We start from the raw sequence: 21,963 nt of genomic DNA, 5'->3' as shown, positions 1-21,963 counted from the left end.
TGATTTTAATGACTAGAAGGAATTGAAATTGTATCGAGAATTTGAATTGTTTTATATTGATTTTGAAGATAAAAAAGTTCTCGATACCATTTTTTTTGAAGGAAAAAAATCACTCGAACTGACAGTTTATTTATGAGTTTTTGCAGTAAAATTATAATTAATTTCTGAAATTATGAAAATTAGCAAAATCCCTAGCCCCGATTGAAGCAATTGTTTGAGCTCTTTTTTATTTTTTTCTTTTGAAAAATAAAAAAAGCGAGTGCGTAAAGCGGGAAATAGCTTCAAATAATCCTTTTTCTTATAAAATATATCGCACAAAAAAGCCTTTAAACGAATTTAAAGGCCTCTTTTGTTGTTGTTGTTGTTGTTGTTGTTGTTGTTGGTATGTTGTAATGGAAAATATATTATAAGTTATCGCAAACAGGCTTTACTGTTTGTATAATTCTTGAAGCAATTTTGTAAGGATCTCCGTTTGAAGCAGGTCTTCTGTCTTCTAAATATCCTTTCCAATCGTTGTCAACTGTTAAAATAGGAATACGAATTGAAGCGCCTCTGTCAGAAATTCCGTAACTAAAATCGGTAATTGAAGCAGTTTCGTGTAAACCTGTTAAACGTTGGTCGTTGTAAGCTCCGTAAATGTCAATATGTTCTTTGGTTACAGGTCTAAAAGCTTCACATACTTTCATGTAAATTTCTTTTGATCCACAAGTTCTTAAGGTAGTGTTAGAGAAATTTGCGTGCATTCCTGAACCATTCCAATCTCCTTTTACAGGTTTTGGATGATATTCAATATAATAACCATATTGTTCTGTTAATCTGTCTAATAAATAACGAGCGATCCAAATTTCATCACCAGCTATTTTAGCACCTTTTGCAAATAATTGAAATTCCCATTGTCCTGAAGCAACTTCTTGATTAATTCCTTCAAAATTTAAACCTGCATCGATACATAAATCAGCATGTTGTTCTACGAAATCTCTTCCATGTGTATTTTTTCCGCCAACTGAACAATAATACATTCCTTGAGGTCCTGGATATCCGCCAACAGGAAATCCTAAAGGAAGTTGTGTTGCGTTGTCCATAATAAAATATTCTTGTTCAAAACCGAACCAGAAATCGTTATTGTCATCATTAATAGTAGCACGAGCGTTAGATTCATGCGGAGTTCCGTCAGCATTCATTACTTCATTCATTACTAAATATCCGTTAACACGAGCAGGATCAGGATAAATTGCAACAGGTTTTAAAACACAGTCAGAAGCGCCTCCTGAAGCTTGTTTTGTAGAAGACCCGTCAAAAGACCAATTTTTTAGCTCTTCTAAAGTTCCTTGAAAATTTTCATGCTCTTCAACCTTTGTTTTACTTCGTAGGTTTTGAGTCGGTTTGTAACCATCTAACCAGATATACTCTAACTTAATTTTTGCCATGATACTAGAATCTATTATTTAGAATTGAATTCAAAGCAAAAATAAATAATTTATATTATATGCTAAAATTTATAGGGGTAAAATATTTAATATTAGTTTTTACCTGTGCAACCCCTGTTTTTTTAGGGGGTGTTCTTTAATTTTGATAAATTTATGTATTTTTGACCTCAAATTCACACCTTATATTATGTCAACTTTAAGATTTAGCGCTTTAAAAGAAACTTTACACAGAAAACCTGTTTTTATAGAACAAAAAGGGCGTCGTTCAGAATTGTTTGGGAAAAATGTTTTTAACGAACAAGCAATGCGTCAGTACATGACAAAAGATGCGTATAAAAGTGTGATGAACGCCATTGAATTTGGAACTAAAATTGACAGAAAAATTGCCGATCAAATTGCGGTAAGTATGAAAGATTGGGCGCTGTCTAAAAATGCGACTCATTATACGCATTGGTTTCAGCCATTAACGGGGGCAACGGCGGAAAAACACGATGCTTTTTTTGAAACTATTGAAGGCGGTGGCGCTATGGAGCGTTTTGATGGTGGGCAATTGGTACAGCAAGAACCTGATGCGTCTAGTTTTCCGCATGGCGGGATAAGAAACACCTTTGAAGCCCGTGGTTATACGGCTTGGGATCCTACATCGCCAGCATTTGTGTATGGTACAACGTTGTGTATTCCAACGGTTTTTGTTGCTTATACTGGCGAATCTTTAGATAATAAAGCGCCTTTATTAAAGGCCTTACAAGCTGTTGATACATCGGCAACCGCAGTTTGCAAATATTTTGATAAAAACGTATCAAAAGTAAGTGCAACTTTAGGTTGGGAGCAAGAGTATTTTTTAATTGATACTGCGTTAGCTGCTGCCCGCCCTGATTTAATGATGACAGGAAGAACGCTTTTAGGGCATTCTCCTGCAAAAGGACAGCAATTAGATGACCATTATTTTGGGTCAATTCCTGATAGAGTACTGAGTTTTATGCGCGATTTAGAGCAAGAATGTATGTTATTAGGTGTTCCTGTAAAAACCCGTCATAATGAAGTAGCACCGAATCAGTTTGAGTTAGCGCCTATTTTTGAAGAAGCTAATTTAGCGGTTGACCACAATTCATTATTAATGGATGTGATGGAAAAAGTATCGCAACGTCATCAGTTTAAAGTATTATTTCATGAAAAACCTTTTGAAGGAATTAACGGTTCAGGGAAACATAATAACTGGTCTTTAGAAACAAATACAGGTGTTAATTTATTGAGCCCAGGAAAAACTCCGATGAAAAATTTACAGTTTTTAACCTTTTTTGTAAATACCATTAAAGCAGTTCATGATTATGAAGCATTAATTAGAGCATCGATGGCAAGTGCTAGTAATGACCACAGGTTAGGAGCAAATGAAGCGCCACCAGCAATTATTTCGGTGTTTATTGGCTCGCAATTATCCGAAGTATTAGACGAATTAGAAAACGTTACCAAAGGAAAATTATCGCCTCAAGAAAAAACAGATTTAAAATTAAATATTGTCGGTAAAATTCCAGAAATATTATTAGATAATACCGATAGAAACCGAACATCTCCTTTTGCTTTTACAGGAAATAAATTCGAATTACGTGCCGTTGGTTCGTGGGCTAATTGTGCAGGACCGATGACGGTTTTAAATACGATTATAGCAAAACAGCTAAAAGAATTTAAAATTGAGGTAGATACCTTAATAGAGGCAAAAAGCTTGAAAAAAGATGAGGCTATTTTTAATGTATTAAGAGAGTATATAAAGGCGTCTAAAAAAATTAGATTTGAAGGCGATGGCTACGGAATTAAATGGGAAAAAGAAGCTGAAAAACGCGGATTAAGCAATCATAAAACAACACCTGAGGCTCTGAAAGCAAAAGTTTCTGAAAAATCAATTTCACTTTTTGAAGAGATGAATGTGATGAATAAAATAGAGGTGGTGGCTCGTCATGAAATTGAATTAGAAGAGTATTCAAAACGAATTCAAATTGAAAGTAGAGTTTTAGCAGATGTTGCCAGGAATCATGTAATTCCTACGGCTATTCAATATCAAAACACCTTAATCGAAAATGTAAAAGGCTTGAAAGAAATTTTTGGAAACGGCTTTGAGCAATACGCTAAAGAGCAGCTTGATTTAATTAAAAAAATATCGGGGCATCTTGCTGAAATCAATTCTAAAATTGAAAAAATGACCGAAGAACGTAAAAAAACGAACAAATTTTTTGGGCAAAAAAATGCCGATAATTATTGTAATAAAGTAAAACCGTTTTTTGATGAAATCCGTTATCATTGTGATAAGTTAGAATTATTGGTAGATGATAATTTATGGCCTTTAACAAAATATAGAGAATTATTATTTATCAGATAAAACAATAAAAACAATTAACTAAAAATTAAATAGGAAACCCTTTTGAATTCTGTTAAATTTGCAGTCAACAACAACATAACACATGAGTAACGAAGTATCTAAACGCTACGCACAACGAGGCGTATCGGCATCTAAAGAAGATGTTCATAATGCTATAAAAAATATTGACAAAGGGTTATTTCCAAAGGCTTTTTGTAAAATTGTACCTGATTATTTAACCAATGATGAAGATTATTGTTTAATAATGCACGCCGATGGTGCAGGAACAAAATCATCATTAGCCTATATGTATTGGAAAGAAACAGGCGATATTTCTGTTTGGAAAGGAATTGCACAAGATGCGTTAATCATGAATATTGATGATTTATTATGCGTTGGAGCAACCGATAACATACTACTTTCTAGCACAATTGGACGTAACAAAAGTAAAATCCCTGGAGAGGTTTTATCAGCAATTATCAACGGAACTGAAGAGTTAATCGACGATTTAAAAGGTTTTGGTGTAACTATTCATTCAACAGGTGGTGAAACTGCCGATGTTGGTGATTTAGTACGTACTATTATTGTAGATTCTACCGTAACAGCTCGTATGAAACGTAGCGATGTTATTGACAACGCAAACATTAAAGCTGGCGATGTAATTGTAGGTTTAGAATCTTTTGGGCAGGCAACTTATGAAACACAGTATAATGGTGGAATGGGTTCTAATGGATTAACATCTGCTCGTCATGATGTTTTTGATAACTATTTAGCAGCTAAATATCCTGAAAGTTATGATGCTGCTGTTCCTGCGGATTTAGTATATTCTGGAAAAGCAAAATTAACAGATGCTGTTGAAAATTCGCCAATCGATGCAGGTAAGTTAGTGTTATCGCCAACAAGAACATACGCACCAATTATTAAAGAGATTTTATCGAAATTTAATGCTGATACGGTTCACGGAATGATTCATTGTTCTGGTGGCGCGCAAACTAAAATTTTACATTTTGTTGATGAGTTACATATTATAAAAGATACTATGTTTGCTGTTCCGCCTTTATTTAAGTTGATACAAGAGCAATCTAAAACAGATTGGAAAGAAATGTATCAGGTATTTAACTGTGGGCATAGAATGGAAATTTATGTATCGCCAGAGGTTGCTGACGATATTATAGCGATCTCAAAATCGTACAATGTAAATGCTCAAATTGTAGGTAGGGTAGAGGCATCAGAAACTAAAAAATTAACTATAAATAGTGAGTTTGGTACTTTTAATTATTAACTAAAAGTGTTTTATATAGATGAAAAAAGCCTCCGTTTGACGGAGGCTTTTTTTGTGGGAATTTTTGTTGTTATTTAATGAAGATAATTTCTTTTCGCAGAAAAGAAATTAATGTTCTTTGTTTAGATAAAATAGGGTAGCCAATTAAACCATCAATGTTAATATTAGGGTCTCTATTTAAATGAGAAATATCACTAAAAGAAGTTTTTACTCTTTTAAACAATTTATTTCCAATGCGCACTTTTTTAATTTTACCTTTTTTTACTTGTTGACTATGTTTATCAGCACCTTCTAATTTATCTGTTTTAATTTTACGTATTTCTTTTTTTAGATTGCTAAATAAATCATTATCAATTAAATTACTTGAAGCTCCTGAGTCAATTCCTAGTTTTAAAATTTTGTTATTAATTTTTACATCAACGACAGGGATATGCTTGTTTAATTTAACAGGAATTGTTTCTAAGCTATTATTTAATAAATTATGTTTCTTATAATCATCAAAAATATCCGGGTTTATTAAGGTGATTATTTTTTTTCGATAATCAAACATGATATCATATTCTTTAATTAAATCATAACCTATTAATCCATAGAATTTATAGTCTAAAGATTTTTCTAAATGGGCTAAATTCATGGTCATAATATCTTGATTATTCATTTTTAACCCACTAAAATTAATTGATTTAGTCTTTTTAAAACCAATACTCGAAATATTTCCATTAACACCTTTAATAGAAGTGCTACTTGTTTTAGTGGTGTCGGCTATAATATATGCGGAATTTAATATAACAAAAGGAGCTCCGGTGTCTAAAATAAATTTTCGTTTCGTTCCGTTTAATAAAAGGTCTACAGCTATTAATTTCCCTGCAAGTTCAAAAGGGATTTCTATAATGTTTTTATCATTTTTTTTATTCGCAAGTAAGTTAATTGTGTCGGTATCTTGGTTATTATTAATGGCTTTAATTGTTGTATCTGCTATTTTTTGGTGTTTATTTATATTTTGTGCAGAAATAATTTGAGTGAAAAAAAAGAGTAATGTTATTGCGAATAATTTATTCATGTTTTATTTATTTTTTGCAAATCAACCACTTTTAAAGCAATAAACTATTTTTTATGGGTTGATTTTGGTACTAGTCCCCTTATTTTTAAGAGAATTTAACAATTCAGCCCTCGATTTTATGTCTAGTTTTTTATAAATATTATTTATGTGAGTTTTTAAGGTACTTAAACTAATAGCCAATTGAGCAGCAATTTCTTTATTGCTTTTTGTTTGGTTTATTAAATGAACAACTTTTTTTTCTTGGTTTGTTAATTTTTCAAGGAGATCTACCGTTTCTTTTTTTTCTTTTACGGTAGGTTTTTCTTTAAAGATATTATTTGAAAAAAGTACACTGCTTGCAATAAATAACATTCCTGAAATTAAATAATAATTAAAGTAATTTGTTTTTTCTTTTGATAAATCTATAATTATAATACTAGTTTTATTTTCTTTAAAATTAGAAATTTTTTCATTTTTTTGACCGTATCCAATTAAAATTAATGTGACTCCTATAATTAATAAAATAATATTTTTTTTCATTTATTTGATGCAGTTGAGTGGTTGTTTATCTCTTTTTATTTGATTAGGAAAACTATGTAAAAAAGCGCTCACATAAAAATTATATTTTTACAAGTGTATAAAAATTAGTGTAAAAAATAGCTTATAAAATGTTTTTTGTAGTGTAAATCTAACTAATTAGTATAATTATATTCCTTTTCTTATCGTTTAAAAAATAATTAAGAAATTTTAATTCCTTCAACAAAAAAAAGGTCGTCAAAATAAATTGACGACCTTTTAAACAAACAACTAAATTCTAAAACTTATTATGAAGAGTTTTAGAAGATTTTTTATATAAGATATCAAAACAGTTACTGCCTGATATCTTATTTATTTAGAAACAGTATTTATTTTCTGCTTTTAATTTTTCAGCAATCATGTTACGTAATCCAATTACGTTTGGCTGATTTGCGTATTTTGTAAAACGTTTTAAGCCCATTAACATCATACGTTGCTCATCACCTTCGGCAAAAGAAACAATACCTTCTTTAGCGTTTTTAATGATGATATCTACCGCATTATATAAATATAATTGCGTCATTGCAATCTGTTCTTTTTGAGCATCTTTACCAAAACGTTTGGCGTTCTTTTCAGTTCTCAAAATAGCAGATTCTGCCATATATGTTTCAATTAAAATATTAGAAGCCGCCGTTAATAATTGTTGATGCTGCTCTAATTCTGTACCAAATTTCTGAATTGCAGACCCTGCAACCATTAAGAAAACTTTCTTTAATTTAGCAACCATTTCTTTTTCTTCCGCAAATAATTCAGAATAATCAGGCGTATCAAAAGAAGGAATACCTAATAATTCTTCGCCAACAGCCATTGCAGGATTTAATAAATCTACATGACCTTTCATGGCTTTTTTAACCAACATTCCAACAGAAAGTAATCTGTTAATTTCGTTTGTTCCTTCGTAAATACGAGCAATACGAGCATCTCTCCAAGCCGATTCCATAGGAGTTTCTTCTGAGAATCCCATTCCACCAAAAATTTGAATTCCTTCATCAGCACACGCTTGTACATCTTCAGAAACAGCTACTTTTAAAATAGAACATTCAATAGCATATTCTTCCACACCTTTCAATTCCGCTTCTTGATGCGTATTTCCTTCGGCTTCACGTAACGCAATACGGTCTTCAATATTTTTAGCAGCTCTGTATGATGCTGATTCTCCTACATAGGCATTAGTTGCCATATCGGCTAATTTCATTTTGATAGCACCAAATTCTGAAATAGCCGTTTTAAATTGCTTACGCTCATTTGCGTAATTAATTGCCGTAGTGGTAATTCTTCTTTGAGAATCTAAACAAGCAGCAGCTAATTTAATACGCCCAACATTTAAGGCATTCATGGCAATTTTAAAACCATTTCCTCTTGCTGATAACATATTTTCAATAGGTACAATAGTATCATTATAAAATACCTGACGGGTAGAAGAAGCACGAATTCCTAATTTATGCTCTTCTTCACCTAAAACAATACCATTGTTGTTGTCTTTGTCATATTCAACGATAAAACCAGTAATATTTTTATCATCTTCAATACGAGCAAACACAATCATAACGTTACAAAAACCTGCGTTTGAAATCCACATTTTTTGTCCGTTTAATTTATAATGCGTTCCATCTTGCGATAGGGTAGCAGTTGTTTTTCCTGAATTAGCATCCGATCCAGCACCTGGTTCTGTTAAACAGTAAGCACCAAACCATTCTCCTGTTGCTAATTTTGGAACATATTTTTGTTTTTGAGCTTCGGTTCCGTATAAAGTAATTGGCATCGTTCCAATACCTGTATGCGCTCCGAAAGCAGTACTAAAAGAACCTGTTCCGCTTGAAATATAATCACAGGTTAACATGGTAGAAACAAAGCCCATTCCTAATCCGCCGTAAGCCTCAGGAACAGAAATACCTAAAAACCCTAATTCACCAGCTTTACGCATGGTTTCTTCGGTTAATGCGTAATCTTTCTTTTCAAAACGTGCTTTATGAGGGATAATTTCACGGTCGTTAAATTCACCAACCGCTTCTTTCATCATTTTTTGCTCTTCGGTAAAATCCTCAGGAGTAAAAACGTCTTCACACTTTGTTTCTCTAACAAGGAATTGACCTCCTCTTAATAAATCTGCCATTTTTTGTTTTGTTTTAATTGTTAGTTTAGTTTAAGAATTCGAAAATACCAGCAGCACCCTGCCCAGTTCCTACACACATAGTTACCATTCCGTATTTTCCTTGCATGTTACGTTTGCGCATTTCATCGAATAATTGTACCGATAATTTAGCACCTGTACAACCTAAAGGATGTCCTAAAGCGATAGCACCTCCATTTACGTTAATAATGTCGGCATCTAAACTTAACTCACGAATTACCGCTAATGATTGCGATGCAAAAGCTTCGTTTAATTCAATTAAACTGATGTCTTCTTGCTTTAATCCTGCTTGCTTTAATGCTTTTGGAATAGCTGCAACAGGACCAATCCCCATAATTTTTGGCGGTACACCAGCAGCGGCATAACTTACCATACGAGCAATTGGTTTGATGTTTAATTCTTTAACCATATCTTCACTCATCACCATTACAAATGCTGCTCCATCACTTGTTTGCGATGAATTTCCAGCGGTAACACTTCCGTTGGTAGCAAATACAGGGCGTAAACGCTCTAAACCAGCAATATTTGAACCTTTACGAGGTCCTTCATCTTTTGTTACCGTATATTTTCTTGTCGCTTTTTTTCCGTTTGCATCTACATACGTTTCTTCAACTTCAATAGGAACTATTTGGTCTTGAAAACGATTTTCAGCTTGCGCTCTTAATGCTTTTAAATGTGAATTTAACGCAAATTCATCTTGGTCTTTACGAGAAATATTATACTTTTCAGCAACCGCTTCGGCAGTATTTCCCATTCCCCAATAATAATCAGCATGCCCATCGGCAACTACATCATAATTTAATTCAGGTTTAAAACCTGTCATTGGTACAGAACTCATGCTTTCGGCACCACCAGCGATAATACATTCTGCCATTCCTGACTGAATTTTAGCCACTGCCATACCGATAGTTTCTAATCCTGATGAACAAAAACGATTTACTGTTACTCCCGGAACGTCATCAATTTTTAATCCCATTAAAGAAATTAAACGTGCCATATTTAATCCTTGCGAACCCTCAGGCATTGCGTTACCAACAATAACATCGTCAATACGAGTTTTATCGAAATCAGGTAACTTTTCCATTAAATATTCAATGGTTTCGGCTGCTAATTCATCGGCTCTTTTAAAGCGAAATGCCCCTTTTTTTGATTTTCCGATAGCGGTTCTATATCCTTGTACTATATATGCTGTTTTCATTTTTCTGTAGATGTTTTAGAGTGAATCTTAGTTACGTAATGGTTTTCCTGTTTTCAACATTTGCTGAATACGTTCTAATGATTTACGCTCTGTTGTTAAGCTTAAAAATGCTTCACGCTCTAGGTTTAATAAATACTGTTCAGAAACTTTTGTTGGTTCTGATAAATCTCCACCAGCCATTACATACGCTAGTTTATTAGCGATTTTTTGATCGTGTTCTGATATAAATCTACTTGCATGCATAGAATCGGTAGCGACCATAAAAGCACCTAAGGCTTGCTTTCCTAAAACTAAAACATCTTCACGTTTTACAGGTTGTGTATAACCAGCTTCTGCCATTAATACGGCGTGTTTTTTAGCTTGTGCAATTTGACGCTCTCTGTTTACAACCACCACATCTTTTCCTTTTTGTAATAAGCCTAAATCGAAAGCTTCATGTGCCGAAGTACTTACTTTAGCCATACCAATAGTTAAGAAATATTCTTGCAATACGTTTAATTGAACATCTCCTGTACGGAACGTATCGGAAGCACGCAACGCCATTTCTTTTGAACCACCACCACCAGGGATAACGCCAACACCAAATTCTACTAATCCCATGTAAGTTTCAGCAGCGGCAACAACTTTATCGGCATGTAATGATAATTCACATCCACCACCTAACGACATTCCGTGAGGCGCAGCAATAGTAGGAATTGAAGAATAACGCATACGCATCATGGTATCTTGAAAATACTTGATAGCCATGTTTAATTCGTCATATTCTTGTTCAACAGCCATCATAAATATCATTCCGATATTTGCGCCAACCGAGAAATTTGCGCCTTGATTACCAACAACTAATCCTTGGAAATCTTTTTCAGCTAAATCAATTGCTTTATTTAATCCCGCTAAAACATCGCCACCAATGGTGTTCATTTTAGATTGGAATTCACAGTTTAAAATACCATCACCTAAATCTTCAATAACAACGCCAGAATTTTTAAAGACTTCTTTTGTTTTTCTGATATTATCTAAAATGATAAAAGCATCTTGCCCTGGTTTTTTTAGTTGTGCTTTTGCAGAAACATCATAAAAATAAGTAGCTCCTTCTTTAACAGAATAAAAAGATTTTTGCCCATTTGCAACCATTTCGCTAATCCAAGCAGCAGGTTGGTTTCCTTCGGCTTTCATCAATTCGATACCTTTTTCGATACCAACGGCATCCCAAATTTCGAAAGGCCCGTTTTCCCAACCGAAACCAGCTTTCATGGCATCGTCAATTTTATACAATTCGTCAGAAATTTCTGGAATTCTATTTTGAACATACGCAAACATTGCTGCGAAGTTTTTACGGTAAAATTCTCCCGCTTTATCTTTTCCGCCAACCAACACTTTAAATCTGTCAATTGGTTTATCAATAGTTTTTGTTAATTCTAAAGTAGCAAATTTCGCACGTTTTTTAGAGCGATATTCCATCGTTTCTAAATCTAAGGTCAAAATTTCTTTCTTTCCTTCAGCGTTTACTACTTTTTTATAAAAACCTTGTTTTGTTTTACTTCCTAACCATTTATTTTCCATCATAGTGTTGATGAAACCTGGTAATTTGAATAAATCGTGTGCTTCGTCGTTCGGGCAGTTTTCGTAAATACCGTTCGCAACATGTACTAAAGTATCTAAACCTACAACATCAACAGTTCTAAAAGTTGCCGATTTTGGGCGACCAATTACAGGGCCTGTTAATTTATCAACTTCTTCAACGGTTAAACCTAATTCTTTTACTTGATGAAATAAAGATTGAATCCCGAAGATTCCAATTCTGTTACCAATAAAAGCAGGCGTATCTTTAGCTAAAACCGAAGTTTTTCCTAAAAATTTAGAACCATAATCCATTAAGAAATCAGTAACTTCTTGTTTACAGTCAGGACCAGGAACAACTTCAAATAATTTTAAATAACGTGGAGGATTAAAAAAGTGAGTTACCGCAAAATGCTTTTGAAAATCTTCGCTTCGTCCTTCGTTCATAAATTTGATAGGAATCCCTGAAGTGTTTGACGAAATAATCGTACCAGGAGTACGGTATTTTTCTAATTTTTCAAAAACGATTTTTTTAATATCTAATCGTTCAACAACAACTTCCATAATCCAATCAACATCGGCAACTTTGGCGATATCGTCTTCTAAATTACCTGTAGTAATTCTACTAGCAAATTTTTTAGCATAAATTGGCGATGGTTTCGATTTTAAAGAAGCCGTTAAAGCGTCATTAACCAAACGATTACGAACAGCTTTATCTTCTAACGTAAGTCCTTTTGCTTTTTCTTTGTCGTTAAGTTCTCTAGGAACGATGTCTAATAATAAGACTTCAACGCCAATGTTGGCAAAATGACATGCAATACCGCTTCCCATAATACCCGAACCGATAATTGCTACTTTTTTAATTCTTCTTGTCATTTGTTTTTAGGTTTTTTTATACAGTTTTATTGTTGGCATCAATATACACCTTCTTTTCTGTAATAAGTTTGTTTATGGTTGATGTTACTTTAAAGAAAAGGTTTAGTTCTTCTTCAGTAATATGTTTTTTTACTTGATTGTTAAACTGATAGACATGTCCTTTTGAAATTTTACGCATCTCCTTACCATGATCGGTCAGCTTAATAATTACGCTTCTTCCGTCATTGGGATTTTTTTCTCGGCAGATAACGCCTTTGTCTTCCATTGTTTTTAATAAGCGAGAAAGGCTTGTTGGTTCCATGCCCATTAAAGGACCTAGTGCGGTGGAAGGAGTTCCTGTTTCAAAATCGATATTTAATAATACAAAAGCAGTTGCCATGGTACTGTCATGCTTTGCAGCTTGCTCATTGTACATTTTTGCAACAGCTTGCCAAGTGGCTCTTAATTGATGATCGATTGATTTATTTTTATCCATGTTCGTCCAAAGATACAGAAATTTATTATGCGTGCATAGTATTTTTTTGTAAAAATTATGCGTGCATAGTAAATTTAACATTTACGTAAAGTGTAACGTTTGGCGTAAACTTATGACTAATCCGTATAAAAATATGTAAGTTTGTGTTACAAGCTTAAAAAAATAACTAAAAAAAAATCACGATAAAAAGAATGGGTAATTTATTAGAAATTAAAAATGTAGTAAAGCGTTATGGCGATTATACGGCGTTAAATAATGTATCGCTTAGTATTGAAAAAGGAAGTGTTTTCGGTTTATTGGGTCCTAATGGAGCAGGAAAAACATCGTTGATTCGAATTATCAATCAAATTACCATGCCCGATAGTGGTGAAGTTATTTTAGATGGCGAAAAATTAGCACCACATCATATAGAGCACATCGGATATTTACCTGAAGAGCGTGGTTTATACAAATCGATGAAAGTAGGCGAGCAGGCTTTATATTTGGCACAGTTAAAAGGGATGACTAAATCCGAAGCAAAAAAACGCCTTAAATATTGGTTCGATAAATTTGAAATAAGTAGTTGGTGGGATAAAAAATTAGAAGAGCTATCAAAAGGAATGGCGCAAAAAGTACAATTTATTGTTACAGTATTGCATCAGCCTAAATTATTAATTTTTGATGAGCCTTTTTCTGGTTTCGACCCGATAAATGCGCAACTAATCGCCAAAGAAATTTTGCAATTGCGTGACGAAGGGGCAACGATTATTTTTTCGACCCATAGAATGGAATCGGTAGAAGAAATGTGTGATGAAATTGCCTTGATTCATAAATCAAACAAAATATTAGACGGTAAATTACACGATATTAAGCGTCAATTTAGAACAAATACCTTTCAAGTAGGTGTAAATACGGCAAATCCATCCGAAGTAGAAGCAAAATTAAAAGAAAACTTTAAGGTTTTACCTGCCGATTTTAAATTGTTAAATGACGGTTTGAAATTAAAAATACAATTAACCCAAGGAAATTCAGCAAACGATTTGTTGTCATTTTTAACCACCCAAGGACAGGTGCAACATTTTGTAGAATTAATACCAACTGCCAACGATATCTTTATTGAGTCAATACGTAAAAATAGTTAAAAGAAAATGAGTAAGTTACAATTAATAATAGCAAGAGAATTTAAAGCGAAGGTTAAAAATAAGTCATTTATTATGATGACTTTTTTAAGCCCAGTAATAATGATTGCCATGATGGCGTTGATTGTTTTTTTGATGAAACAAAACGATCAGAAAATTAAAGACATTGTATATGTCGATAATTCAGGTATTTTTTCAAAAGATAATTTTAAAGATACCGAAACCATAAAATACAAAGATTTTACCACTTTTGGCATCGAAGAAACTAAAAAGAAGGTAGAAGCAGGCGATCATTTTGGTGTTTTAATTATCTCCAAACAAGATAGTTTAGAATTGCTGGCAAATTCAGTAGAATTTTATTCAAAAGATACGCCAGGTTTAAATACCATAGAAAACATAGAACGCAACGTAAATACGCATTTACGAAATTTAAAGATGAAGGAATTAGGCATTAATTTAGAAAAAATAAAAGCCGCTAAAATTTCTTCGGATATAAAAATGTATAATTTTTCGGGTGAAAAATCATCAAAAATGATTAATAACATGAAAATTGGTGTAGGAACCATTGCTGGTTATTTATTAATGATGTTTATGATTTTGTACGGAACATCGGTAATGCGTAGTGTTATTGAAGAGAAAACCAGTAGAATTGTAGAGGTAATTGTATCATCAGTAAAGCCTTTTCAATTAATGTTGGGTAAAATTGTAGGAAACGGAGCCGCAGGATTGTTACAGTTTTTTATATGGGGAGTTTTATTATTACTTGGAGCTGTCGTCGTTTCTTTATTTATAGGAATTGATACTTCACAGGTTTTTTCGCAAGATATTGATGCCAATCAAGCGGCAAAAATGCAAGCATTAATGGGAAATAAAGCCGAGTTATTTTTAGAAATCAGAAAATTACCTTGGTTTACCTTATTTTTCTTATTTATATTTTACTTTTTAGGAGGATATATGCTGTACAGTTCTTTATTTGCAGCCGTTGGAGCAGCAGTAGATAACGAAACCGATACCCAACAATTTATGACGCCAATTATGCTTCCTTTAATGTTAGCTGTTTATGTGGGTGCTTTTACGGTAGTTAATGACCCACATGGTCCTGTTTCTGTAATTTTTTCTTACATTCCGTTAACATCGCCAATTGTAATGCTAATGCGTGTGCCTTTTGGTGTTGCTTGGTGGGAAATTGCGTTGTCAATGCTATTGTTAGTCCTTAGTTTTATAGCAATTGTGTGGGTTGCTGCAAAAATTTACCGAGTAGGTATTTTAATGTATGGTAAAAAACCAACCTATAAAGATTTATGGAAATGGATGCGTTACGGTAGTTAAAATCGATGTACTAAATTAATTAAATATGAAAAGCAGTTATTATTAAAATAACTGCTTTTTTTGTGGCTAAAATGAACAATTTATTATAATTTTAGTTCCATGAAAGAATTGAATAAAATATTGAACTATACGCTTCAATTTAACAAAGAAATAGGCATTAGTATTAAAGCAGTTTTAATGCTAATCGTTATACTAATTTTGGCATCTTTTTTATTAAAATATTTTGAGAAATTTGTTAAAAAAAGACTTCAAAATGAAGACGAAAATAAGTTTAGCACTGTTTTTTCTTTTGCTAGTTGGTTGTTATATATTATTATTTTCTTAACCACCTTAAATTCATTAGGCGTAAATGTAACGGCTATATTTGCAGCTTCAGCAGCCTTATTAATTGGAGTTGGTTTGGCATTGCAAACTTTTTTTCAAGATATAATATCAGGTATTTTTATTATTGTAGATCAAAGTGTGCATGTAGGCGATATTATTGAGTTAGATGATAAAGTAGGTAGGGTAGAAGAGATAAAATTAAGAACCACTCGTGCCGTTACTATTGATAATAAAGTGCTGGTAATTCCGAATCATAAATATTTAACAAGTAGCCTGTATAATTGGACGCAAAACGGTACTACAACGCGTGAAAGTGTAAAAGTAGGGGTTGCTTATGGTAGCGATGTTCAATTGGTAAAAGAATTATTATTAAAAGCAGCAACCGAACATCCGAAGGTATATCAGCGTCCTGCTCCTTTAGTAATTTTTGAAAATTTTGGAGACAGCTCGTTAGATTTTAAATTAATATTTACCTTAAATGATAGTTTTCAGGCGCAAATACCTAAAAGTGATTTGCGTTTTAAAATTGATGAACTATTTAGAGAACACCATATTTCAATTCCGTTTCCACAGCGAGATATTCATATTATAAAGTAAAGACAGTACAATAAATTAGATGGCGTGATTATTGTATGGCAATAGTAGCGCAGAAAATGAAAAATATGAGCAAAATATTAATAATAGAAGATGAAGCGGCAATCCGTAGAGTTTTAACGAAAATTATTTCAGAAGAAAATGATGCCTATCAAGTATCGGAAGCCCAAGATGGCTTAATTGGTCTTGAAATGATTAAAAATAACGACTACGATTTGGTTTTATGTGATATTAAAATGCCAAAAATGGATGGTGTTGAGGTATTAGAAAGGGCTAAAAAAATAAAGCCTGAAACAGCAATGGTCATGATTTCTGGTCATGGCGATTTAGATACCGCAGTAAATACCATGCGTTTGGGGGCGTTTGATTATATTTCAAAACCACCAGATTTAAACCGTTTATTAAATACTGTTCGTAATGCGTTAGATAAAACAGCGCTTGTTGTTGAAAATAAACGCTTAAAAAAGAAGGTAAGTAAAAACTACCAAATGATTGGCGATAGTGATGCTATTACCCATATTAAAGAAATTATTGAAAAAGTAGCAACAACCGATGCTCGTGTTTTAATTACCGGACCTAACGGAACAGGGAAGGAATTAGTAGCGCATTGGTTACACGAAAAATCAGACAGGGTAAAAGCGTCAATGATTGAAGTAAATTGTGCAGCTATTCCATCGGAACTCATAGAAAGTGAGTTATTTGGACATGTAAAAGGTTCTTTTACAGGAGCAAATAAAGACAGAGCAGGAAAATTTGAAGCTGCAAATGGTGGAACTATTTTTTTAGATGAAATTGGCGATATGAGTTTATCGGCACAAGCTAAAGTATTAAGAGCTTTGCAAGAGAATAAAATACAACGTGTTGGTTCTGATAAAGACATCAAAGTAAATGTGCGAATTGTAGCGGCAACGAATAAAGATTTGAAAAAAGAAATATCCGAAGGACGTTTTAGAGAAGATTTATACCACCGTTTAGCCGTTATTTTAATTAAAGTCCCTTCGTTAAACGATAGAAGAACAGATATTCCTTTATTAATAGATTTTTTTACTTCAAAAATTTCTGATGAACAAGGAACTCCTAAAAAAGCATTTTCAAAACAAGCAATTAAATTATTACAAGAATATGACTGGACAGGGAATATTCGTGAGCTTAGAAATGTCGTAGAACGTTTAATTATTTTAGGTGAAAAAGAAATTTCTGAAAAGGATGTAAAATTATTTGCTAGTAAATAAGATAAAGCAATTATAAACTAATTAAGTATAAGAAAAATTGATGATGATATAAAAAATTAGGATCAAGTTTTTTATTTTATAGTTGTTTTGCTTGGTATATTTGTACTTGTGAAAACGAATAATAATCAATAAAAAAATAAAAAAATGTCAACAATTGTAGGTAAAAAGTTTCCAGGTTTAAGTGTAGATGCAATGAACGAAATGGGTGATACATTTAAAGTAAATGTATTAGAAGAGGCTGTAAAGAACAAGAAAAAAGTATTGTTATTTTGGTATCCAAAAGATTTTACATTTGTGTGCCCTACCGAATTACACGCTTTTCAAGCTGCTTTAGGTGAGTTCGAAAACAGAAACACGGTTGTAATTGGTGCTTCTTGTGATACTCCTGAGGTTCATTTTGCATGGTTAAATCAGCCAAAAGATAACGGAGGTATTGAAGGTGTAACGTATCCTTTATTAGCAGATAGTAACCGTAATTTATCATCAATCTTAGGTATTTTAGATATTACTGATGAGGTTTTTGACGAAGCAACTCAAACGGTACAAGTAGTTGGTGATAACGTAACTTACAGAGCTACTTATTTAATCGATGAAGAAGGAACGGTATTTCATGAAGGAATTAACCACATGCCAGTTGGGCGTAATGTAAACGAATTTTTACGTTTAATTGATGCGTATGCACACGTTCAAACAAACGGAGAAGTTTGTCCTGCAAACTGGGAAGAAGGTAAAGATGCTATGAAACCAAATGCAAAAGGAACTGCTGCATATTTAGCATCTCACTAATACAATATAATGAAAGGGCTTAGTTCGTGTACTGATTGGGGGATTATATGCACGAACTCCTTTCTCTTAAAAACTTATAATTATGGTACAAGAATTAAGTCAAGATAATTTAGAAAATTTAGTAGCAAACAACAAAAAAGTAGCGGTACAATTTTCAGCAACTTGGTGTGGTAATTGTCGTATAATGAAGCCAAAATTTAAAAAATTAGCTTCGGAAAATGAAGAAATTACTTTTGTAGTTGTTGATGCGGAAAAGTTTCCAGAAAGCAGAAAATTAGCCGATGTAAGTAACTTACCTACTTTTGCAACTTTTGTAGATGGTAAATTTGTAAATCAAGTACAAACCAATAAATTTGATTCTTTAAAAGAGTTAATTAGTCAGGTTAAAGAAGTAAAAGAAGTTATATAGTTTTAAATTAAAAATAGCATTATGAAATTACCAGTAATAAAACATTTGACTTCTTTTATTGAGCAAAACGATCAAGATTACGTACTAGAAACTATTGAAACATTAGAGGCTTTAACAGAGGTTTCATCTTTAAAAGATGAAGAATTAGACGTTATTGGTGAGTTAATTTCCAATATGTACGGAGCTATCGAGGTTGATAAAATGATAAAAGACGGTACTCCTAAAAAAGAAGCGTTGAATACTTTTATGAAGCGTGTTTTAGGATCTATTGATAAATAATACTATTGTTTAAAAGATAATAAATCCCGAGCTGTATGGCTTGGGATTTTTTTGTTAAAGCAGGTTTTTTTAGCTATTTATTAAAAATAATCGGTTGATATATTGTTGTAAACTGTTCTATATTTTTAAAGGTAAGTTCTTTAGGATAAGACATTAAAAGTAATTGAAAAGCTTTTTGATTATTTGATAAATCAGGTGTTTCATAATAATGTGAATTTAGATGAAAACCAACTCTTTCATAAAATTGTATTCTACGTTTATTGATTTCAGTATCGGGTAATTCGACTTCTAATAAAACTAATTTTTGATTGTTTTTTATGAAATTTTCAATATTTTTTTTACCAAAACCTTTATTTCGATGCGCTGAAACGGTAGCAAAATGATCTATAAAATTTAAAGTTTCAAAATTCCACCAGAGTAAAAAACCAATGAATTTATTTTGATGAAGTATCACATCAAAATGATATATTGAATTTTTTAAAATGTTAATTTGAGCCTCTAATAAACGCCGTTCTTCTATAGGAAAAGCTTCTTGATAAAGTTTCCAAGCTTCTGGAAAATAAGTGTCAGAAATATTTTTAAGTCGTTTAATTTTGAAATTCATAAAAAAATTAGGCTGATTTACTTTAGAGGTTTATTCTTAAATAGCTTTCTATTTCATAAAATTAAATATCCCATCTAATATTCCACCACTACTTGCGTGTTCGTTTTTTTTTCTTGTTTGAATCCAAATTTTACCACTTCCTTTTATCTCAAATAATAAACCCTCACCACTTGTTATAAATTCTTTAAGGTTTTTTGAAATAGTTTTCACCTCTAAACTATCTTCAAAAGCAATTAGGGCATCTTCATCAATAAAAATTGGTTTTTCAGAATTAATTTCTTGTTCAATAATTTTTCCATAACCTTTTAGAAACAATGTTCCATTACCGATCGTTTTTAGCTTTAAGCCATCATTTAATGTGGTTTTCCAATCTTTTTTTTCGAGGATAAATTCTAATCCTATGGTTCTTGCGAAATGTAAATTAGGCTCAATTAAAATAGGGCTGTCTTCTAAAATATCAATACTGAAAATTTCAGCGCTATCTTTTGTTGATAAAGCTAGTTTTAGGTTTTCCTTGGCGGTATAAACGTTATAGGTTAAACTTTTTCCGCCAAATATTTTAGCGATCCAGTTTTTATAATTTTTAGCTTCAATTTTACTGTTAAGCGAATATTCTCCATCACAATAAATTAGAGTTCCTTTTTCTGCAATTAGTTTTTCGTTTTTTTCAAATTCAATTCCTAAATAAGAACTAGGGTAGTCAGATATTTTAAATTTCATGTATGCAATATTTTTTTATTCCTCCACACTCTTCTGCTCATTCATCTTTCTAACCAAAGCTTTTAAACGCTCTTTATTTTGTAATTTCTCTAATTTCACCTTGTTTAATTTTTGCTTCATTAAACGGGTATGTTTTGCTTTGTTTGCCGTGTTTTTGGCTTTTCCTTTTTTAGGCATTTTATATTTTATATGTTTTTTTTAAAAGAAATATTTTAATTTATTTTGATGATTTTATCATTAATAATCCGAAGAAAGTAAGGATTCCGTTTAAAACTAATACGAAAAATCCGAAGTCGAAATTGAATTGTGTTTTACTAAAGTGGCTTATTAAAAAAGTAAGAATAGGCGATGCAATACAAATGATAGGAACTAATTTATCTTTTATATTCAGTTTTGTAAATAATCCGAAGGCATATAACCCCAATAAAGGACCATAAGTATAGCCTGCAAATTGAAATATTTTAGCAATTACACTGGCATCTGCAATAAAATATTTAAAAACTAAAATAGTTGCGATAAGTACAAATGAAAATAAAACATGTATTTTCTTACGGGTTTTTTCTTGTTGCTGATGATCTTCTTTTTTATCAATCTCTAAAATATCAATACTAAAAGAGGTGGTTAAGGAGGTTAAAGCACTATCGGCACTTGAATAGGCGGCGGCAATTAATCCTAATAAAAAGAATAAAGAAGTTACTAAACCTAAATCGCCACTCATGGCAATCATCGGAAATAATTGGTCTTTATGTGCGTCTAATCCGTTAATATTGGCATAATCTGTCAGTAAAACACCCAAAGCTAAAAAGAAAAAATTAACGATTACTAAAACAATCGTAAACCAAAACATATTTTTTTGAGCATCTTTTAAATTACGACAGGTTAAGTTTTTTTGCATCATATCTTGGTCTAATCCTGTCATTACAATGGCTATAAATGCCCCTGATAAAAACCGATTCCAAAAATAATTTCCTGCTTTTATATCCTCAAAAAAGAACATTTTAGCCGATTTACTTTCAGATATATAGCTAAATAAACTGTCAATTTGTAGGCTGTCTTTAATCATGATGATACAAATACCTACCGAAATTAGCATGAATAATGTTTGTAAAGTATCGGTCCAAACGATGGTTTTGATTCCTGCCTTAAAAGTGTATAACCAAATTAATAAAATGGTAATTGTTACGGTTAGCCAAAATGGAATTCCGTAGGCATCAAACAAAATTAATTGTAAAACATTGGCTACTAAAAACAACCTGAAAGCCGCACCAATAGTTCTTGATAATAAGAAAAAAGAAGCACCAGTTTTATAAGAATATCGCCCAAAACGAGTTTCTAAATAGGTGTAAATAGAGGTTAAATTTAAGCGATAATAAAGCGGAAGTAACACCAAACCAATTACGGCATACCCTACCACATAGCCAAAAACCATTTGCATATAACTCATTTGCTGCCCTTCAACCCAGCCTGGAACGGAAATAAAAGTAACGCCAGAGAGTGAAGCGCCAATCATCCCGAAGGCAACTAAATACCAAGGCGAGGAATTATCAGCCTTAAAAAAAGTAGCATTATTTGCCGATTTACCTGTAAAGTATGAAATGAGCATTAAAACCCCAAAATAGGCAATAATAAGAAGCAATATATGTAGTGGTTGCATGTA

20 protein-coding genes are annotated in these 21,963 nt (G+C 32.3%); 9 read left to right on the top strand and 11 right to left on the bottom strand.

Annotation, left to right across the window (positions count from 1 at the left end):
- Nucleotides 1–404 precede the first annotated feature (404 nt).
- Entirely contained in the window at nucleotides 405–1,427 is a 1,023-nt protein-coding gene (locus DPIF8902391_RS05635) for a glutamine synthetase beta-grasp domain-containing protein (protein ID WP_172505270.1), read from the bottom strand.
- A 187-nt stretch (nucleotides 1,428–1,614) separates the two neighbouring features.
- Between DPIF8902391_RS05635 and DPIF8902391_RS05630 the strand changes: the two genes are divergently transcribed.
- Both DPIF8902391_RS05630 and DPIF8902391_RS05625 read left to right on the top strand, forming a co-directional pair.
- Nucleotides 1,615–3,798 carry a glutamine synthetase III family protein gene (locus tag DPIF8902391_RS05630; protein ID WP_172505269.1) on the top strand — a complete coding sequence of 728 codons (2,184 nt, stop codon included), beginning with the start codon at nucleotides 1,615–1,617 and terminating at the stop codon, nucleotides 3,796–3,798.
- Nucleotides 3,799–3,880: 82 nt separating this feature from the next.
- Nucleotides 3,881–5,059, top strand: coding sequence for an AIR synthase related protein (locus tag DPIF8902391_RS05625; RefSeq protein WP_172505268.1), 1,179 nt, complete (start codon nucleotides 3,881–3,883; stop codon nucleotides 5,057–5,059).
- A 70-nt stretch (nucleotides 5,060–5,129) separates the two neighbouring features.
- On the opposite strand, the gene DPIF8902391_RS05620 is transcribed toward DPIF8902391_RS05625, so the two are convergent.
- From DPIF8902391_RS05620 to DPIF8902391_RS05595, 6 genes are all read right to left on the bottom strand, one after another.
- Nucleotides 5,130–6,119: a retropepsin-like aspartic protease gene (locus DPIF8902391_RS05620; RefSeq protein WP_172505267.1), complete on the bottom strand. Its 990-nt coding sequence runs from the start codon at nucleotides 6,117–6,119 to the stop codon at nucleotides 5,130–5,132.
- A gap of 51 nt (nucleotides 6,120–6,170) precedes the next feature.
- Nucleotides 6,171–6,638, bottom strand: a complete 468-nt coding sequence (locus DPIF8902391_RS05615; protein WP_172505266.1) for a response regulator transcription factor — start codon at nucleotides 6,636–6,638, stop codon at nucleotides 6,171–6,173.
- 352 nt (nucleotides 6,639–6,990) lie between these two features.
- Nucleotides 6,991–8,787 (bottom strand): acyl-CoA dehydrogenase family protein, encoded by a 1,797-nt coding sequence (locus tag DPIF8902391_RS05610; RefSeq protein WP_198912919.1) that lies wholly within the window; start codon nucleotides 8,785–8,787, stop codon nucleotides 6,991–6,993.
- A gap of 25 nt (nucleotides 8,788–8,812) precedes the next feature.
- Nucleotides 8,813–10,003, bottom strand: coding sequence for an acetyl-CoA C-acyltransferase (locus DPIF8902391_RS05605; RefSeq protein WP_172505265.1), 1,191 nt, complete (start codon nucleotides 10,001–10,003; stop codon nucleotides 8,813–8,815).
- Nucleotides 10,004–10,030: 27 nt separating this feature from the next.
- On the bottom strand, nucleotides 10,031–12,436 hold the full coding sequence (locus DPIF8902391_RS05600; RefSeq protein ID WP_172505264.1) for a 3-hydroxyacyl-CoA dehydrogenase/enoyl-CoA hydratase family protein: 2,406 nt from the start codon (nucleotides 12,434–12,436) through the stop codon (nucleotides 10,031–10,033).
- A gap of 16 nt (nucleotides 12,437–12,452) precedes the next feature.
- Nucleotides 12,453–12,911 (bottom strand): MarR family winged helix-turn-helix transcriptional regulator, encoded by a 459-nt coding sequence (locus DPIF8902391_RS05595; RefSeq protein ID WP_101915943.1) that lies wholly within the window; start codon nucleotides 12,909–12,911, stop codon nucleotides 12,453–12,455.
- A gap of 191 nt (nucleotides 12,912–13,102) precedes the next feature.
- On the opposite strand from DPIF8902391_RS05595, the gene DPIF8902391_RS05590 reads away from it, so the two are divergent.
- From DPIF8902391_RS05590 to DPIF8902391_RS05560, 7 genes are all read left to right on the top strand, one after another.
- Entirely contained in the window at nucleotides 13,103–14,032 is a 930-nt protein-coding gene (locus DPIF8902391_RS05590) for an ABC transporter ATP-binding protein (protein WP_058885628.1), read from the top strand.
- A 6-nt stretch (nucleotides 14,033–14,038) separates the two neighbouring features.
- Nucleotides 14,039–15,358, top strand: coding sequence for an ABC transporter permease (locus DPIF8902391_RS05585; RefSeq protein ID WP_172505263.1), 1,320 nt, complete (start codon nucleotides 14,039–14,041; stop codon nucleotides 15,356–15,358).
- A gap of 99 nt (nucleotides 15,359–15,457) precedes the next feature.
- Nucleotides 15,458–16,279 (top strand): mechanosensitive ion channel family protein, encoded by an 822-nt coding sequence (locus tag DPIF8902391_RS05580; protein ID WP_172505262.1) that lies wholly within the window; start codon nucleotides 15,458–15,460, stop codon nucleotides 16,277–16,279.
- A 65-nt stretch (nucleotides 16,280–16,344) separates the two neighbouring features.
- A complete protein-coding gene (locus DPIF8902391_RS05575) occupies nucleotides 16,345–17,508 on the top strand; it encodes a sigma-54-dependent transcriptional regulator (protein ID WP_058886293.1) in 1,164 nt (387 codons plus the stop codon).
- A 144-nt stretch (nucleotides 17,509–17,652) separates the two neighbouring features.
- A complete protein-coding gene (locus tag DPIF8902391_RS05570; RefSeq protein ID WP_172505261.1) occupies nucleotides 17,653–18,294 on the top strand; it encodes a peroxiredoxin in 642 nt (213 codons plus the stop codon).
- 82 nt (nucleotides 18,295–18,376) lie between these two features.
- Nucleotides 18,377–18,703, top strand: coding sequence for a thioredoxin family protein (locus DPIF8902391_RS05565; RefSeq protein ID WP_058885624.1), 327 nt, complete (start codon nucleotides 18,377–18,379; stop codon nucleotides 18,701–18,703).
- A 21-nt stretch (nucleotides 18,704–18,724) separates the two neighbouring features.
- Entirely contained in the window at nucleotides 18,725–18,982 is a 258-nt protein-coding gene (locus DPIF8902391_RS05560; protein WP_058885623.1) for a DUF6952 family protein, read from the top strand.
- Nucleotides 18,983–19,055: 73 nt separating this feature from the next.
- Here the strand turns inward: DPIF8902391_RS05560 and DPIF8902391_RS05555 are convergent, their stop codons facing one another.
- The 4 genes from DPIF8902391_RS05555 to DPIF8902391_RS05540 are packed head-to-tail and all read right to left on the bottom strand — an operon-like array spanning nucleotide 19,056 to nucleotide 21,960.
- Nucleotides 19,056–19,586, bottom strand: a complete 531-nt coding sequence (locus tag DPIF8902391_RS05555) for a GNAT family N-acetyltransferase (protein ID WP_058885622.1) — start codon at nucleotides 19,584–19,586, stop codon at nucleotides 19,056–19,058.
- 48 nt (nucleotides 19,587–19,634) lie between these two features.
- The gene (locus DPIF8902391_RS05550; RefSeq protein WP_058885621.1) at nucleotides 19,635–20,306 is read right to left on the bottom strand and encodes an AIM24 family protein; all 672 of its coding nucleotides are present in this window, start codon (nucleotides 20,304–20,306) and stop codon (nucleotides 19,635–19,637) included.
- Nucleotides 20,307–20,321: 15 nt separating this feature from the next.
- The gene (locus tag DPIF8902391_RS05545) at nucleotides 20,322–20,483 is read right to left on the bottom strand and encodes a hypothetical protein (protein ID WP_172505260.1); all 162 of its coding nucleotides are present in this window, start codon (nucleotides 20,481–20,483) and stop codon (nucleotides 20,322–20,324) included.
- 40 nt (nucleotides 20,484–20,523) lie between these two features.
- Nucleotides 20,524–21,960 carry a sodium:solute symporter gene (locus tag DPIF8902391_RS05540; protein WP_172505259.1) on the bottom strand — a complete coding sequence of 479 codons (1,437 nt, stop codon included), beginning with the start codon at nucleotides 21,958–21,960 and terminating at the stop codon, nucleotides 20,524–20,526.
- Nucleotides 21,961–21,963: the final 3 nt, after the last annotated feature.

The sequence above is a fragment of the Tenacibaculum finnmarkense genomovar ulcerans genome, from assembly GCF_900239495.1.
Lineage (GTDB): Bacteria > Bacteroidota > Bacteroidia > Flavobacteriales > Flavobacteriaceae > Polaribacter > Polaribacter ulcerans.
The sequence above is the reverse complement of the archived record's forward strand: the minus strand, read 5'-3'. Positions and strand labels throughout refer to the sequence as shown.